The sequence below is a fragment of the Canicola haemoglobinophilus genome (genome assembly GCF_002015075.1).
GTDB lineage: Bacteria > Pseudomonadota > Gammaproteobacteria > Enterobacterales > Pasteurellaceae > Canicola > Canicola haemoglobinophilus.
Genome location: NZ_MUXZ01000006.1, coordinates 62,995 through 78,804 on the forward strand (window position 1 = coordinate 62,995; position 15,810 = coordinate 78,804).

Annotated in this window: 17 protein-coding genes and 1 other RNA gene; 13 read left to right on the plus strand and 5 right to left on the minus strand. The window is 36.9% G+C overall.

Features of this window, described 5'->3' with window-relative positions:
* The first annotated feature begins 235 nt into the window (after nucleotides 1–235).
* The 6 genes from B0186_RS02395 to B0186_RS02420 all read left to right on the plus strand — a co-directional run bounded on the left by B0186_RS02395 (nucleotide 236) and on the right by B0186_RS02420 (nucleotide 6,393).
* Nucleotides 236–1,483: an HAAAP family serine/threonine permease gene (locus B0186_RS02395; RefSeq protein ID WP_078217803.1), complete on the plus strand. Its 1,248-nt coding sequence runs from the start codon at nucleotides 236–238 to the stop codon at nucleotides 1,481–1,483.
* A gap of 92 nt (nucleotides 1,484–1,575) precedes the next feature.
* A complete protein-coding gene (locus B0186_RS02400) occupies nucleotides 1,576–2,940 on the plus strand; it encodes an L-serine ammonia-lyase (protein WP_078217804.1) in 1,365 nt (454 codons plus the stop codon).
* 212 nt (nucleotides 2,941–3,152) lie between these two features.
* On the plus strand, nucleotides 3,153–4,526 hold the full coding sequence (gene argH, locus B0186_RS02405; RefSeq protein ID WP_078217805.1) for an argininosuccinate lyase: 1,374 nt from the start codon (nucleotides 3,153–3,155) through the stop codon (nucleotides 4,524–4,526).
* 244 nt (nucleotides 4,527–4,770) lie between these two features.
* Complete coding sequence (exbB, locus tag B0186_RS02410; protein WP_078217806.1) at nucleotides 4,771–5,226, plus strand: TonB-system energizer ExbB; 456 nt, start codon at nucleotides 4,771–4,773, stop codon at nucleotides 5,224–5,226.
* A 1-nt stretch (nucleotide 5,227) separates the two neighbouring features.
* On the plus strand, nucleotides 5,228–5,614 hold the full coding sequence (exbD, locus tag B0186_RS02415; protein WP_078217807.1) for a TonB system transport protein ExbD: 387 nt from the start codon (nucleotides 5,228–5,230) through the stop codon (nucleotides 5,612–5,614).
* Nucleotides 5,614–6,393: an energy transducer TonB gene (locus B0186_RS02420; RefSeq protein WP_407919728.1), complete on the plus strand. Its 780-nt coding sequence runs from the start codon at nucleotides 5,614–5,616 to the stop codon at nucleotides 6,391–6,393. Before exbD ends, B0186_RS02420 begins: the two co-directional genes overlap by 1 nt.
* Before the next feature lie 91 nt (nucleotides 6,394–6,484).
* Here the strand turns inward: B0186_RS02420 and B0186_RS02425 are convergent, their stop codons facing one another.
* Together B0186_RS02425 and serB are read right to left on the minus strand one after the other, a co-directional pair.
* The gene (locus B0186_RS02425; protein ID WP_078217809.1) at nucleotides 6,485–6,976 is read right to left on the minus strand and encodes a YajQ family cyclic di-GMP-binding protein; all 492 of its coding nucleotides are present in this window, start codon (nucleotides 6,974–6,976) and stop codon (nucleotides 6,485–6,487) included.
* An 18-nt stretch (nucleotides 6,977–6,994) separates the two neighbouring features.
* Nucleotides 6,995–7,948 (minus strand): phosphoserine phosphatase, encoded by a 954-nt coding sequence (gene serB / locus B0186_RS02430; protein WP_078217810.1) that lies wholly within the window; start codon nucleotides 7,946–7,948, stop codon nucleotides 6,995–6,997.
* A gap of 69 nt (nucleotides 7,949–8,017) precedes the next feature.
* Here serB and B0186_RS02435 point away from each other — a divergent pair, with 69 nt between their 5' ends.
* Nucleotides 8,018–8,701 (plus strand): YtjB family periplasmic protein, encoded by a 684-nt coding sequence (locus B0186_RS02435; RefSeq protein ID WP_078217811.1) that lies wholly within the window; start codon nucleotides 8,018–8,020, stop codon nucleotides 8,699–8,701.
* Between the two features lie 12 nt (nucleotides 8,702–8,713).
* Here the strand turns inward: B0186_RS02435 and B0186_RS02440 are convergent, their stop codons facing one another.
* The 3 genes from B0186_RS02440 to zapA all read right to left on the minus strand — a co-directional run bounded on the left by B0186_RS02440 (nucleotide 8,714) and on the right by zapA (nucleotide 9,886).
* Nucleotides 8,714–9,280, minus strand: coding sequence for a 5-formyltetrahydrofolate cyclo-ligase (locus B0186_RS02440; protein WP_078217812.1), 567 nt, complete (start codon nucleotides 9,278–9,280; stop codon nucleotides 8,714–8,716).
* Nucleotides 9,281–9,307: 27 nt separating this feature from the next.
* Nucleotides 9,308–9,505, minus strand: a non-coding RNA gene (gene ssrS, locus B0186_RS02445) — 6S RNA.
* An 81-nt stretch (nucleotides 9,506–9,586) separates the two neighbouring features.
* On the minus strand, nucleotides 9,587–9,886 hold the full coding sequence (zapA, locus tag B0186_RS02450; protein ID WP_078217813.1) for a cell division protein ZapA: 300 nt from the start codon (nucleotides 9,884–9,886) through the stop codon (nucleotides 9,587–9,589).
* Between the two features lie 142 nt (nucleotides 9,887–10,028).
* Between zapA and B0186_RS02455 the strand changes: the two genes are divergently transcribed.
* The 6 genes from B0186_RS02455 (at nucleotide 10,029) to B0186_RS02480 (ending at nucleotide 15,773) form a co-directional block, all read left to right on the plus strand.
* Nucleotides 10,029–10,586, plus strand: a complete 558-nt coding sequence (locus B0186_RS02455; RefSeq protein ID WP_078217814.1) for a YecA/YgfB family protein — start codon at nucleotides 10,029–10,031, stop codon at nucleotides 10,584–10,586.
* Nucleotides 10,587–10,754: 168 nt separating this feature from the next.
* Nucleotides 10,755–12,110 carry a Xaa-Pro aminopeptidase gene (gene pepP, locus B0186_RS02460; RefSeq protein ID WP_078217815.1) on the plus strand — a complete coding sequence of 452 codons (1,356 nt, stop codon included), beginning with the start codon at nucleotides 10,755–10,757 and terminating at the stop codon, nucleotides 12,108–12,110.
* A 30-nt stretch (nucleotides 12,111–12,140) separates the two neighbouring features.
* Entirely contained in the window at nucleotides 12,141–13,334 is a 1,194-nt protein-coding gene (ubiH, locus tag B0186_RS02465; protein WP_078217816.1) for a 2-octaprenyl-6-methoxyphenyl hydroxylase, read from the plus strand.
* Nucleotides 13,335–13,360: 26 nt separating this feature from the next.
* Nucleotides 13,361–14,530, plus strand: coding sequence for an FAD-dependent monooxygenase (locus B0186_RS02470; protein ID WP_078217817.1), 1,170 nt, complete (start codon nucleotides 13,361–13,363; stop codon nucleotides 14,528–14,530).
* Nucleotides 14,531–14,553: 23 nt separating this feature from the next.
* Entirely contained in the window at nucleotides 14,554–15,372 is an 819-nt protein-coding gene (locus tag B0186_RS02475) for a Cof-type HAD-IIB family hydrolase (protein ID WP_078217818.1), read from the plus strand.
* Nucleotides 15,372–15,773 carry a CrcB family protein gene (locus B0186_RS02480; protein WP_078217819.1) on the plus strand — a complete coding sequence of 134 codons (402 nt, stop codon included), beginning with the start codon at nucleotides 15,372–15,374 and terminating at the stop codon, nucleotides 15,771–15,773. Before B0186_RS02475 ends, B0186_RS02480 begins: the two co-directional genes overlap by 1 nt.
* The last annotated feature ends 37 nt before the right edge of the window (nucleotides 15,774–15,810 follow it).

Here is a 15,810-nt window from a genome sequence, read left to right on the forward strand (position 1 = left end):
TGCCTCATGCTTTATCATGCGGAACATGAAAATAATGTTAATTTCCCGTTAAAAATAAATTATAAAATAATCACTTTATCCTTGAAATTTAGATCTATTTCACAAATCCTTAAATTTTATAAAATATCTATTTGAAATTTTTATTTCATAAGCATATTATTCGCCACGCTATCAGAATGGTAGATAATTATCACATTGAATTAAAAATAAAAATTATATTATTGGGGAAATTTTTATGTCCACAAAACAATCATCTAAAAAATGGAACAAATTTGATTTGATTTGGTCCTTAAATTTATTTGGTACAGCAGTAGGTGCTGGAGTTCTATTTTTGCCAATTAATGCAGGGAAAGGTGGTTTCTGGCCACTAATCGCTATGGCTATTTTAGTTGGCCCTATGACTTATTTAGCGCATAGAGCGTTATCTCGTTTTGTCTTGTCTTCATCTAAACCTGGCAGTGATATTACTGAAGTAGTAGAAGAGCATTTTGGTAAAACAGCTGGTAAGTTAATTACATTGTTATATTTCTTTGCTATTTTCCCTATTTTATTAATTTATGGAAATGGTATTACTAATACTGTTGATTCTTTTATTGTTAACCAATTAGGTTTAGTTTCTCCTCCAAGAGCGGTACTTTCTTTTGTACTTATTGCAGCATTAATTTCTGTGATGTTAATGAGTGAAAGAATTATGCTAAAACTAACGGAATATTTGGTTTACCCATTAGTTGCAATTCTTTTTGCTTTATCTATTTATTTAATTCCTGAATGGAACATGTCAATGTTAAGTGAAACCCCAACAGTTGAAGGTTTCTTAAGCACATTATGGATTACTATTCCTGTATTAGTTTTCTCATTTAACCATTCTCCAGCGATTTCTGCATTCTCACTTTCACAACAACGTGAATATAAAGATCCAGAATTAGCTGAATTACATGCAAGCAAAACATTAAAAGGCACATCAACAATCCTTTTATTCTTTGTTATGTTCTTTGTATTTAGCTGTGTTTTAACACTAAGCCCAGAAGAGTTAGTGCAAGCTAAACAACAAAATATTAGTATTCTTTCTTTCCTTGCAAACAAATTTGATAACCCGTATATCTCTTATTTAGGTCCATTGGTTGCTTTCTTAGCAATTACGAGCTCATTCTTCGGTCACTATTTAGGTGCAAGAGAAGGTTTGGAAGGATTGTTCACAAAAATGACTGATAGTGGTAAACAAATTAATCGTAAAAAATTAAATTATGGCACCGCACTTTTCTTCTTATTAACACTTTGGGGGGTTGCAATCATTAACCCAAGTATTTTAGGTTTGATTGAATCTTTCGGTGGACCAATTATTGCTACTATCTTATTTATTATGCCGATGTATGCAATTCGTAAAATTCCTGCAATGAAACGTTACCAAGGACAAGTAAGTAATATTTTTGTCACAATTATGGGACTTATTGCAATCTCAGCAGTTGTTTACGGGCTATTTTAAAATCTAAAAAATCCTGTACAATACGCGGCTCTTTTTAGTTATAACCTATCAATCCCCTTTGAATAAAAGGGGATTGTCTATGAGAAAATAATATGATTAGCGTTTTTGATATGTTTAAAGTGGGTGTTGGTCCTTCTAGTTCCCATACAGTTGGTCCAATGAAAGCAGGTAAAGAATTTATTGATGATTTATTTGCTAAAAATTTATTTGATAAAGTTGATAAAATTCATGTTGATGTCTATGGATCACTATCTATGACTGGACGTGGACATAATACTGATATTGCGATCATTATGGGACTAGCTGGTTATCTACCTCATAATGTGGATATTGACTTAATTCCTCACTTTATTGAGCAAGTAAAAGCGACCGCACTTTTACCTATCGCAGAAGGAAAGAAAACAGTTACTTTTGATTTTGATCAGAATATGGCCTTTCATAATGATTTCTTATCTTTACATGAAAATGGTATGCGAATTACTGCTTTAGCTGGTTCTGAGGTGCTTTATCAACAAACTTATTATTCCATTGGTGGTGGATTTATTGTTGATGAGGCTCATTTGGGTCAAGCAGAAAATACGGACATAAATGTGCCTTATCCATATAAAACGGCGTCTGATATTTTACGTCATTGTAATGACAATGGTTTAGCATTTTCGAGTGTTATGCTAAGAAATGAATTAGCTTTACGTAGCCAAAAAGAACTTAGCGATCACTTGCAGCTAGTTTGGCAAACGATGAAAGATTGTATTGAACATGGTATTCACACAGAAGGCGTGCTACCTGGTCCATTGAAAGTAAATCGTCGAGCGGCAACATTATATCGTTCACTCCAAGCAAATAATAATTTATCTAATGATCCAATGCGTGTCATTGATTGGGTGAATATGTATGCACTTGCAGTGAATGAAGAAAATGCTGCAGGAGGACGAGTAGTTACTGCTCCAACTAATGGTGCTTGTGGTATTGTGCCAGCTGTTTTAGCTTACTACGAAAAATTTATTTCGCCTTTAGCGCCAGAAATTATTGAACGTTATTTACTGGCTTGTGGCATGATTGGCTCACTTTATAAAATGAACGCCTCGATTTCAGGTGCAGAAGTGGGTTGCCAAGGTGAAGTTGGGGTTGCTTGCTCAATGGCAGCTGCTGGACTTGCTGAAATTCTTGGGGGGAGCCCAGAGCAAGTTTGTATGGCTGCAGAAATTGCTATGGAACATAACTTAGGTTTGACTTGTGATCCAGTAGGAGGTCAAGTTCAAGTGCCTTGTATTGAACGTAATGCGATTGCCTCGGTGAAAGCAATTAATGCTAGCCGTATGGCGCTACGTAGAACTACAACTCCACGAGTGAGCTTGGATAAAGTGATTGAAACAATGTATGAGACAGGTAAGGATATGAATGCAAAATATCGTGAAACCTCACAAGGTGGCTTAGCTGTTAAGATTGTTTGTCAATAAGTTCAGAAGGGCGAATATTATTCGCCCTTGATTTTTTAGGAACTGCACCCTGCTATTATCAGCTCTATTTCATTTTACTGATAGCTTAGTCATCTACTTTACCCCTTATATTATTTTTCATAAATCTTCAGAAAAATTGACCGCACTTTTTTCAGGTGTGATAATAAGCAGCGAATTTTATCCATAAAAATAGAGAACAAAAGGACATTACTATGGCACTTTGGGGTGGGCGTTTTACACAAGCAGCAGATAAGCGTTTTAAAGATTTTAATGATTCATTACGTTTTGATTATCGTTTAGCTGAGCAAGATATTGAGGGATCAATTGGTTGGTCTAAGGCGTTAGTGACAGTGGGTGTTTTAACAGCACAGGAGCAAAAAAAACTAGAAAAAGCACTCGAGGAACTGCTCATTGAAGTGCGGTCAAATCTACAAGGAATTTTGCAAGATGATGCAGAAGATATTCATAGTTGGGTTGAAAGCAAATTAATTGATAAAGTGGGGAATTTAGGTAAAAAGTTACACACAGGGCGTAGTCGTAATGATCAAGTTGCAGTCGATATAAAGATGTGGTGTAAGCAACGAGTTATTGAGTTGCAATATTCTTTACGTGAATTACAGCGTAAATTAGTGAACACTGCAGAAAATAATCAACATGCGGTCATGCCTGGATATACTCATTTACAGAGAGCTCAACCGATTACCTTCGCCCATTGGTGTATGGCTTATGTCGAGATGCTAGATCGTGATTACAGTCGCTTACAAGATGCTTATCAACGAATGAATACATGCCCTTTAGGAAGTGGTGCTTTAGCTGGAACGGCTTATGCTATTGATCGAGATGTACTCGCACAAGACTTGGGTTTTGCGATGGCAACGAGAAATAGCTTAGACAGTGTTTCTGATCGTGATCATATTATTGAGCTTCTTTCTACCGCCTCTTTAAGTATGGTGCACCTTTCTCGTTTTGCCGAAGATATGATTATTTTTAATAGCGGTGAAGCGGATTTCGTAGAGTTATCGGATAGAGTGACATCCGGTTCATCATTAATGCCACAAAAGAAAAATCCAGATGCTTGTGAATTAATTCGTGGTAAAGCTGGACGTGTGGTGGGGGCTTTGACTGGAATGCTAATGACCGTTAAGGGTTTGCCTCTTGCTTACAATAAGGATATGCAAGAAGATAAAGAGGGTATTTTCGATGCTTTAGATACTTGGCAAGATTGTTTAGACATGGCAACTTTCGTCTTAGATGATATTAAAGTGAATGTTGAAAGAACCAAAGAAGCTGCATTAAAAGGTTATTCTAATGCGACTGAATTAGCAGATTATCTAGTTGATAAAGGTGTGCCTTTCCGTGACTCTCATCATATTGTGGGGGAAACTGTTGTATATGCAATTAAAGTACACAAAGGTCTGGAAGATTTAAGTATTCAAGAGTTTCGTCAATTTAGCGATGTTGTAGAAGAGGATGTTTATGAGATTTTATCCTTACAATCTTGCTTAGATAAACGTTGTGCAAAAGGTGGGGTTTCACCATTACGAATCGCAGAGGCGATAGCTGAGGCGAAGAAGAGATTAAAATAACTTGTCATTTCTATAGGAATAAAGGCGGTGTATACCCGCCTTTATTTATTCTGGAGTAATATAAAAACTGCATAATATTTTCTTTACTAATTTTTGTCGTATATCAAAGTGCGATATAAAAAAGATTGTTTTTTGTTATTAGAATTTGATCTCGTGACAAAATTTGTTAAAATTCCCCCTCCTCAATTGAAAGTAATTCTCAATAACTTATTTATAATCTTTATCAACAAGGAAATTTTATCCAATGTCACAATTATTTAATTTCTTACATCACTACATTGATTACATCATTTTAGGCTTACTTGGTGTAATGAGTTTTATTATGCTGTGGTTCTCTATTGAACGTTTTATTTATTTAAGCAAAATGAAAGTAGATAGTTATACCAATATTCATGAATTAGATATTGATCTAAAACGTAATTTAACGATTATCTCAACAATTGGTTCTAATGCACCTTATGTTGGATTATTAGGAACAGTAATTGGGATTTTGTTAACTTTCTATGAGTTAGGTAATTCAGGCGGAGATATTGATGCAGCTGCGATCATGCTTAACTTATCCCTTGCATTAAAAGCAACTGCAGTTGGTATTCTTGTTGCAATCCCATCTATGGTGTTTTACAACGGTTTAGGTCGTAAAGTTGAAGTTAACCGTTTGAAATGGAAAGCATTAAACAGTCAACAAAATATTGGTGAATAATGTGAAAAAATTCGATGAAATTAATATTATTCCCTTTATTGATATTATGCTGGTGCTTCTTGCCATTGTATTAATTACAGCCTCTTTTATTTCTCAAGGGAAAATTCAAGTCAACGTGCCAAAAGCAAGTAGTACAGTTGCTTTTAAATCTGATGATTTAGCAAAATTATTAACTGTTACTGAACAAGGTGAAATTTTCTTTAATGATAAGCCAATTACCGTTGAGGCATTGGAACAAGAAATTGCAACCTGGGATAAAGCTCAAAAAGTAACATTAAAAGTTGATGCTAAATCTACTTTCCAAGATTTCGTGACACTAACCGATATTATGGCAAAAAATGAAATCAAAAATGTTGCTATTGTAACGATGAAAGAGAAAGGCAAGTAATAATGAAGAAACATCATTCTTGGTTTGGCTTTTTCTTCTCGCTTTTGTTTCATAGTGCATTGATTGGCGGGATTTTTTGGCTGGCTAAACCAGATGACAGCGCAAATGGATATAGCGCTGATGTGATCGGTACTAATATTTCTATGGAAATGATAATGGGTATGGTGATGGAAGAAGCGGAACCTGAACCCGTAGCAGAGCCAGAGCCTGTAAAAGAGCCAGAGCTTGTAGCTACAGAAGAAGTCGCAGATCCAACGATTAAGCCTGAGCCAGAGAAAAAACTGAAAGAGCCAGAAAAACCAAAAGAGAAACCGAAAGAAAAGCCAAAAGAAAAACCGAAAAAGAAATCGAAAGAGCGTACCATACCAAAACCAGCAAAAGATTTACCTAAAGGCGATAGAAACATTGATTCTGATGCGAAAGTAAATTCTCAAGCTATGGGACTAGGTGGAGTGACAACTTCTAATCCTAATTTGATAGGTTCAGGCAATAGTACGGACGAAACCTCTGCTTATAAAAGTGCATTACGCCGTGAAATTGAGCGTCATAAACGTTACCCACAACGAGCGAAAATGATGCGTAAACAAGGAATTGTTACGGTTAGTTTCACCATCGGTGCTGACGGAAGCATAAGTCAAATAAGCGTAGCAAAATCTTCTGGCTCTGAAGATTTAGATAAAGCCGCATTAAGTGCAGTACAAAGTGCACGCAATATTGGACGAAGACCGGCTGGTTTGCCGAGTTCCATTTCGGTACCAATTAGCTTCAAATTGCAATAGATTTGGGCTAAAAGTGCGGTAAGTATTTAATATAAAAAATTGCCAATAATATGTGATGTATTATTGGCAATTTTTATTTGGAAACGAAAAATTAATCTCTAAAATTATTAAATTGGAATGGCTGACCTAATTCAGCATTTTTGACTAACTGAATTGCTGCCTGTAGGTCATCTCTTGATTTTCCAGTTACACGAACTTGTTCACCTTGAATTTGTGTTTGAACTTTTAACTTGGCATCTTTAATTAATTTGGTGATTTTCTTCGCCATATCCGTTTCAATTCCCTGTTTTAACTTAATCTCCTTGCTGTACAATTTCCCACTGTGTTCGCTATCAGTTGGAATATCTAGGGAATTATGTTGAATATCACGTTTAACGCAAGCACCAATTAGAATTTCAATTAATTGTTCTAATTGGAAGTCAGATTCTGTTGTGACTTTAATAGTTTCCGCTTTTTCGTTTAACTCAATTGTTGCTTCAACACCACGGAAATCGTAACGTGTACTTAATATACGATTAGCATTTTCTACTGCATTGCGAACTTCATGTAAGGTAATTTCTGAAACAATATCAAATGAAGGCATAAATAAGCTCCCTAAGGTTTAGTTTTGTTTAATTCGATCATTTGCACTCAAAATACATAAAAGTGCGGTTAAGTCGGCAAAGTTTACCACAACTTGCGCTTGTTGTTGAACTTTTGGCTTGGCATGAAAAGCCCCACCAAGATTTGCCATTTTCATCATGGCTAAATCATTTGCACCATCGCCAATTGCCACCGTATTTTTTAAATCAATATGCCATTTTTGTGCTAAAGATTTTAAGGTTTCAGCTTTGTAAACTGCATCAATAATATCCCCTTGTACTTCTCCAGTAAGATAGCCATTTTCAATTGCTAGCTGATTAGAAACCGCAAAGTCTAGTTTTAATGTCTCTTTTAAATAATCAGCAAAATAAGTAAATCCGCCTGAAGCAATCGCTGTTTTCCAGCCGTATTTTTGTAGTTCTGTTAGCATCTTTTTTAGACCAGGCATTAAAGGTAAGTTATTGCGAACTTGCTGTAAAATCTGCTCAGGCGCACCTTTTAATGTTCCAACTCTGCGGCGCAAACTTTGCTCAAAATCAAGTTCTCCGCGCATAGCTTGTGCCGTAATTGAAGAGACTAGCTCTCCTGTTCCAGCCAATTTAGCAATTTCATCAATACATTCCATTTGAATAATAGTAGAGTCCATATCCATTACCAATAATCCAGCTTGGCTTAAACTTGCATCAAAATTTAATGGTGCAATATCCAGTTCAAGCCCATGTGCAAATGTTAAATATTGTGTTTGCCAAGTTGCTTTGAACAATGCAATGGTGTAATCCCATTGGTTCCAGCAATCTAAAATAAGGAAATTCTCACCGCACTTTTGTTGAAAAGCGAGTAAGCTGTCCAAGCTTAAATTTTTACCATAAAGAATGAAATGATCTTCGCCAAGTGCGGTCGGTTTTTCTGCTAAAAGTGGTGTGGGAAATAAAGTATAATGTTGCACGATCATGGCTAGATTTTGAGTTTGCATAAAAGATCCTGTAAATTATTGTAGTTCATCTTTATTCTAGCTTATTTAATAACCTTTAGGAAAAATAACTTGAACATAATCAAAGAGAAAATGCAAAAAAGTGGCATGTTACTCGGCATTGTTTTGCTTTGTGCAACTATTATGACTGTGATTTTATTTGGCGTGCAGCAATTTAAATTAGGCTCACAATTAGCGAGTCTTAATCAAGTGAGTCATTTATCTCATTTGTTAGTTCGCCAACAAGCGAATTTGTTTTCTATGCTTCTTGTCAATAAAGGTAGCTCAGATGTTCTGAGTGAAAAATTAAATGAATTTGCCAAGGAAGAATTTGTGATTGATGCCTCTATTTATAGCACCAATGGAGAATTATTGGCACAAAGCACCAATTTTCCTGGTGTACGCCATAGACTAAAATTAGAGGAAAAGGAACAGAATGATAAGGGGCATAACGTTCAGCAAATTGTTGAACCAATTTATTCATCTAATGGTGTTGAAGGTTTTTTACGTATTACCTTTGATATGAAATATGGGCAAACAACCCAAAGTAAAATTAACCAGATTTTTAATCAGTTATATGGTGAATTGATTATTGTATTTTTAGCTGGTGCTTTATTGGCTAGCTCAGTTCATTATTTTTTGAGCCATTATCGCCGTACAAGACAAAAAATGCTGGATACCACATCTATTGTTAATGTATTAAAAAATCCTGCTACGACAAATTTTCATCGCCGCCGCAAGCGTTTTAAACGTTAGCTCTTAGGTTGATTAGCCAGTTAAAATATCTGCCAAAGGAATATCCCAGTTTTCAACGGGAAGTTCCTCGACTTCTTGACATCGATGAGCCAACCCTATGGGAATAAAGGTTTTTTGTTGCCAATCTTGTAGGGTTCTATCATAAAAACCACCACCCATTCCTAGCCGATTTCCTTTTTTATCAAAGGCAACCAAAGGGGTAAAAATCAAATCCAATTGATAAAGGGGAAGTACATTCCGCACATCTAACTTAGGTTCAAAAATCCCGAATTTATTTTGTTGCATTGGCGTATCTTTGTTAAAAGCTAAGAACAATAAATTGCCATCAGAAAAAGGATGTAAAACGGGTAAATAAACTTTTTTTCCTTGTTGCCAAAGTTTTTCAATCAGTAATTTAGTCGAGATTTCCCCGTCAAAAGAGCGGTATAAGGCAATATGTTCCGCTTGAAACTGTTCGATAACAGCTAATGCTTTTTGCGTAATATTTTGTTCTGCTTGAGCTTGTTCAAGTGCGGTAAGTTTTTGTCTTTTTTTGCGGATAAGTTGCCGAATTTGTTGGCGTTGAGAGGAAATATTCATGGACAATATATTGAATAGATGTTTAGAAAGAGCCCCGAGATGCCGCTGCGAATGCTCGGTCCTTGAACCCTACGGTTCAAGGGAATCGGTTAACATCGTTTTCAGGTTTCTTGCATCAGGGTTAAAAACCAAGGCAAGCATACACACCAACAACAGGACACCAATTCATTAAGTTTTTAGTATCGGCTCAGGGACGTAATCCGCAGGCAAACACCTCAGGTAATCTTTGAACGCAATACTAACGCAATTTATTTTTGTTGACTAGAATAATTTTCAAATTATCACGGTCAGATCACAATTTTAGGTTTAAACGTTCGCTTTTTGAGCCAAAATATTTTCTAAAGAGCCCTCAAGCTGCGCAATCTTTTGATTAATAACATTTTCAATTGTTTGCGTTTTATTCTGCTCTTGCATAAGTTCAAAACTTAAATTTAGGGCAACGATTGATAGGATTTTTTCCATTTGCAAAATGCCTGTGCGTTCTTTCATTTCCATTACGCGACTATCTAAATTGCGTGCGGCTTGGCGTAAAGCATCGTGCTGTTCCGGAGGACAGTTTAGACGTAGCACTTGCCCTAAAACTGATAATTCAATGAGCTTTGACATGTTTTTTCCTATTTATAATGATGGCTAAAATTGCGGTTATTATGCCATAGCAAAAATTTTTCGTCATAAAAATCCCTTTGTTTCTTGGTTGCTTAATTTAAACAATGGTAAACTAAGACTCCATTTTTCAAGGAAACAACACATGTCAGAACAATTTCTTACTTATTCAGAACTTAATCAACAATTTAAACAAGCCAATCTAGCCTCAACGGTTGCTGAATTACATGGCTTTATTACAGGTTTAGTTTGCGGAGGAATCAGAGATCAAAGCTGGTTGCCTATTGTTTATCAATTTACTAATGATGATCATGCTTACCCAAGCGCTATCTTAAAAGAAGTCGAAAAAATCTATCAAGAAATCAACCGCACTTTATCTGATGTTGATGGATTTAACTTTGAACTTTGGTTACCAGAAGAAGACGATGTTTTTGCTCGGGTAGAAGCAATGTCAGAATGGTGTAACCACTTTTTATTGGGATTGGGATTAAATCAGCCTAACTTAGGCAAAGAAACAGGCGAAATTGGTGAAGCCTTAGATGATTTACAAAATATCTCTCAGCTTGGTTATGAAGAAGACGATGATCAGGAAGAATTATCTGAGGCATTAGAAGAGGTTATTGAATATGTGAGAACAATTGCTTGTTTATTCTTTAATCATTTCACGCCAGCATCTGAAACCAAAGAACCTGTATTACATTAGTTCGCACAGAGATAAAACTCGCTTATTGAAAAATGGCGAGTTTTTCTTTTGGAGTTTATGACTTCTTTTATAACTTTCCTTTGTTTTGTATCAATCGAAGGATGTACTTTTTTATGCTAAAATTCTGCGCACTTTTCTACGCATTAATCTAAGCATTAAGGATAATTTATGGATCTCGCTTATATGGCAAAAATGCCTAATGAGGAGTTTGTTTCTCGCCGTGAGAAACTATTATCACAATTAGAAGATAATTCAATTACCGTCATTTTTTCCTCTCAAGAACAAATTCGCAATAAGGATTGCCATTATCCTTTCCGACAAGACAGTTATTTCTGGTATTTAACGGGGTTTAATGAGCCAGATAGCATTTTGCTATTAGTGAAAAAACAAGGGCAAGGACAAAGTATTTTATTTTTACGAGCAAAAGATCCGTTAATGGAAACTTGGAATGGCAGACGTTTAGGCGTTGAAAATGCACCTAAAACACTCTCTGTCGATCTTGCTTATGACATAACAGAATTTGAGCAGCATTTTTTAAAATTGAGCGAAAACACCACCGCACTTTATTTCCACAATAAACAACAATCTTGGGGAACAGATTTACTACAAAATATTTTGGCGAAAAATACAGAGAGCAATGCAAAAAGTGCGGTGCAATTTGCGCAAGTTTTAGATTGGACTCCACTTGTCGATGAAATGCGTTTATTCAAATCCACAAATGAAATTGCATTGATGCAACAAGCTGGGCAAATTTCAGCGTTAGCACATATTCATGCGATGCAACAAACCCGCCCAAATCGCCTTGAGTACGAAATTGAAAGTGAGATATTACATCAATTCAATCGTTTTGGTGCCAGATATGCTGCTTATAACAGCATTGTCGCAGGTGGCGAAAATGCTTGTATTTTGCATTACAACGAAAATGATCAAGTGTTAAAAGACGGCGATTTGTTATTGATTGATGCGGGTTGTGAGTTTGCGATGTATGCGGGGGATATTACCCGAACTTTTCCAATCAATGGCAAGTTTAGCCAAGCGCAACGAGAAATCTATGAAATTGTTTTACAAGCACAAAAACGAGCCATTGAGTTATTAGTGGCTGGTAATACCATTCAACAAGCAAATGATGAAGTGGTACGAATTAAAGTGGAAGGCTTGGTGCGCTTAGGGATCTTGACTGGCGATGTACAAGAGTTAATTGATAAGCAAAGCTATCGCCAATTTTATATGCATGGATTAGGGCATTGGCTGGGGCTTGATGTGCATGATGTAGGAAGTTACAGCAATGATGCACAAAATCCTGATCGAAATAGCAAAAAAAGAGACCGCACTTTAGAGGTTGGCATGGTGCTGACTGTGGAGCCAGGCTTATATATTTCTGCTGATGCCGATGTGCCAGAACAATACAAAGGGATCGGCGTTCGTATCGAAGACAATATTTTAATTACGGAATATGGTAATAAAATTTTGACTTCGGCGGTACCGAAAGAAATTGAGGATATTGAAAGTTTGATGCAGGGCTAATTTAAAGGGCAAAAGCACAAGAGGAAGACTATGCACTACGACATCATTATTGTTGGTGGAGCCATGACGGGAGCCAGTTTAGCGCTAGCGCTCAGCTCACAGACGCAAGGTAAAATAAAAATAGCCGTATTGGAAAAACAAGTCCCACAACAACATCAGCAAAGTGGTTTTGATGCTCGTTGTATTGCTTTATCTGCAGGAAGTTGCCAGCGTTTTAATCAGATTTTACTTGCCAATAAGCAATCACTTTGGCAATTATTAGCGCCACTTTGCGAGCCTATTACACATATTCACGTTTCCGACCGTGGACATTCTGGATTAGCCGAGTTTTCAGCGCAAGAGTTTCATCTTACGCAACTTGGCGCGGTGATTGAGTTAAATCAGGCTGGCGTTGTGCTTACGCAAGCGATGCAGGATTACGACAATATAGATTATTTTGCGCCTGTTTCTATTGCTCATATTGAACGCAATGCGGATCAAGTCAAAATTAAGTTAAAAGATCACCGCACTTTAAGCACCAATTTATTAGTCGGGGCGGACGGCACTCAATCCAAAGTAGCAAGTGCGGTGGGAATTTCGCAAGAAATTGTGCGTGAATATCAACAAACGGCGATTATCAGTAATATTTTAGTGCAACAGCCACACCAAAATCGTGCTTTTGAACGTTTTACCGCAGAAGGTCCAATCGCTTTATTGCCAATGCAAGATAATTTGATGTCGCTTGTTTGGTGTGTAAAAAATGCCGATGAAATCATGAGCCTTGATGATCAACAATTTTTAACTCGCCTACAACAGCGCTTTGGTTGGCGTTTAGGAAAATTGCTTGAATGTGGCAAACGTTTTGCTTATCCACTGAATTTATATAAGGCAAATCAACATATTGAAGAGCGAGTAGCGTTGGTGGGTAATGCTTGTCAAACTTTACACCCAGTGGCTGGACAAGGTTTTAATTTGGGTATTCGTGATGTGATGAGTTTAGCAAATGTGGTTGCACAGGCTTATTTACAACAACAGGATTGGGGCGAATATCAGGTTCTACAAAAATATGCACAACAACGCCAGCCCGATCAAAGTCACATCATGGGCTTAACTGATGGCTTGCTTTCTATTTTTGCTAACAATGTACTACCGCTACAAATTGGGCGTAATCTAGGCTTAATGGCGTTTTCTCAATCTTCTTTATTACGACAATATTTTGCCAAAGCCACATTAGGCTGGTGCTAAATTTATCTTTATTTGGAGTTATAACAATGAAAGTATTTGATATTGCAATTATTGGCGGAGGCATGGTGGGCTTGGCTTTAGCGGCAAGTTTACGCAATAGCCCAGTAAAAATTGCGGTAATTGAGGGATTTCCAGAAAAAGAGCCGATTGAACAACTCAGTAATCGTGTGAGTGCTATAAATTTAGCCAGTGAAAAAATGTTGCAAGAGTTAGGCATTTGGCAATCCTTGTTAGACTTGAGAGCCACGGCATACAACAAAATGGACGTGTGGGAAAAAGACAGTTTTGCCCAAATTCAATTTGACACACAAAGTTTGGGCTTATCCCATTTGGGCCACATCATTGAAAATCATTTGATCCAACATCAACTTTGGCAAAAAGTTCAAGCACAAAAAAATGTAGAAATTATTACCGCACTTCCACAACATTTAGGGCTAACTGAAAGCAATGGGATTTTATCAACCAAAGATGGTCAGATGTTATCGGCGAAATTGATTGTTGGGGCAGATGGGGCTAATTCTTGGCTACGTAAACAAGCGGATATTCCGCTGATTTTTCGTGATTATGGACACCATGCTTTAGTTTGTAATGTGAAAACTACTGAGCCACATGAGAATTGTGCCAGACAAATTTTTGCCAAAGACAGTATTTTAGCGTTCTTGCCTTTACATCAACAAAACCTTTGTTCAATTGTTTGGTCTTTATCGCCACAACAAGCAACCGCACTTTTAAACGCGGAGCAAGATGAATTTAACAAAGTTTTATCTGTGGCTTTTGATAATCGCCTAGGCTTGTGTAAAGTACAGGGCGAGCGCAAAACAGTCCCATTAACTGCACGTTATGCCCGTAGTTTCGCCAAAAATCGTATTGCCTTAGTGGGGGATGCAGCCCATACCATTCATCCTTTAGCTGGACTTGGGGTGAATTTAGGTTTTCAAGATGCCATTGCTTTGGCGCAAGAAATTAACAAAAATCTTGAGTTAGGCGTCGATATTGGCGAATACCGCTATTTACGTCATTATGAACGCTGGCGTAAAACGGAAGCGGTTAAAATGCTGGTGGCAATGCAGGGATTAAAAGATCTCTTTAATGGCGATAATCCATTGAAAAAATTAGTGCGTGGCATTGGTTTAAGTACAACAAACCATTTAGGTTTTGTTAAGGAACAACTAATCAAACAAGCACTAGGAATATAGTTTTAAATTTACTTGGAGCTTTTATGCAAACTTTACCTTTTCGAGCCGTCGTTTCAGATTTAGATGGCACATTATTAAATGCTAATCATGTGATTGGCGAGTTTACGATTGAAACGTTGGAAAAATTAGCGAAAAAAAATGTGGATATTATTTTAGCCACAGGACGTAATCATACGGATGTTGCTTCCATTTTAACTAAAGTCAATATTGAAAAAGCTGTGATGATTACCTCAAATGGTGCAAGGGCGCATGATGCACAAGGTAACTTGTTATATAGCAATAGTTTGCCAGAAGAGATCGCTTTTGAAATTATGAATATGCCATTTGATACGCAAAATATTTGTTTAAACAGTTATCAAGATGATGGCTGGTTTATTAATGTTGATGTACCACAATTAGCCAAATATCACAAAGACTCAGGCTATACCTATCAAGTCATTAATTTTGCTCAGCATCATGGTCGAGGAACTGAAAAAGTCTTTTTTATTGGCAAATCTTTGCAACATTTGCAACCTTTAGAAAAAGAGTTACGCGCAAAATTTGGCGATGTAACTAGCATTACTTATTCAACCCCAATGTGTCTTGAAGTCATGAATAAAAATGTGTCAAAAGCCACCGCACTTGCGCAAGTGGTTTCTTCTCGTGATTACGGTTTAGCACAATGTATTGCTTTTGGCGACGGAATGAATGATGTAGAAATGCTGTCGGAAGTAGGAAAAGGCTGTGTAATGGGAAATGCGGATCCTCGTTTAGTGGCAAGTTGTCCGCAATTAGAGCAAATTGGCTTAAATGCCCATGAGTCTGTGGCAAGCTATTTGCGTGCAACTTTCGGATTAATTTAATGAATTGGCAATCCTTATTGTTAGTCTGTAGTGGCGCCGCTTTGGGCGCTTCTTCTCGTTGGGGATTAGGTTTATTGCTTAATCCTCTTTTTGCTAGCTTTTCTTTTGGTACATTAATCGCCAACTATTTAGGTTGTTTTATCGCTGGTGTGCTGTTGGCTGTTATGTGGCAAGACCCTCAATTATCCTCTCTATCTTCCGCTTTTTCTTCTCAATGGCGTTTATTTCTCATTACAGGCTTTCTTGGTAGTTTCACCACATTTTCTGCCTTTTCTAGCGAAGTCATCGCCAATTTTGTGCAAGATAACTGGTTAAATGGATTAAAGATTTTATTTTTACATCTTGTCGGTTGTTTAATGTTTACAGGATTAGGGGTTTATTTATATAAAAGTTTCAATTAACACCCCACCGATAGCGCTCGTGTCCTCACCACACCTG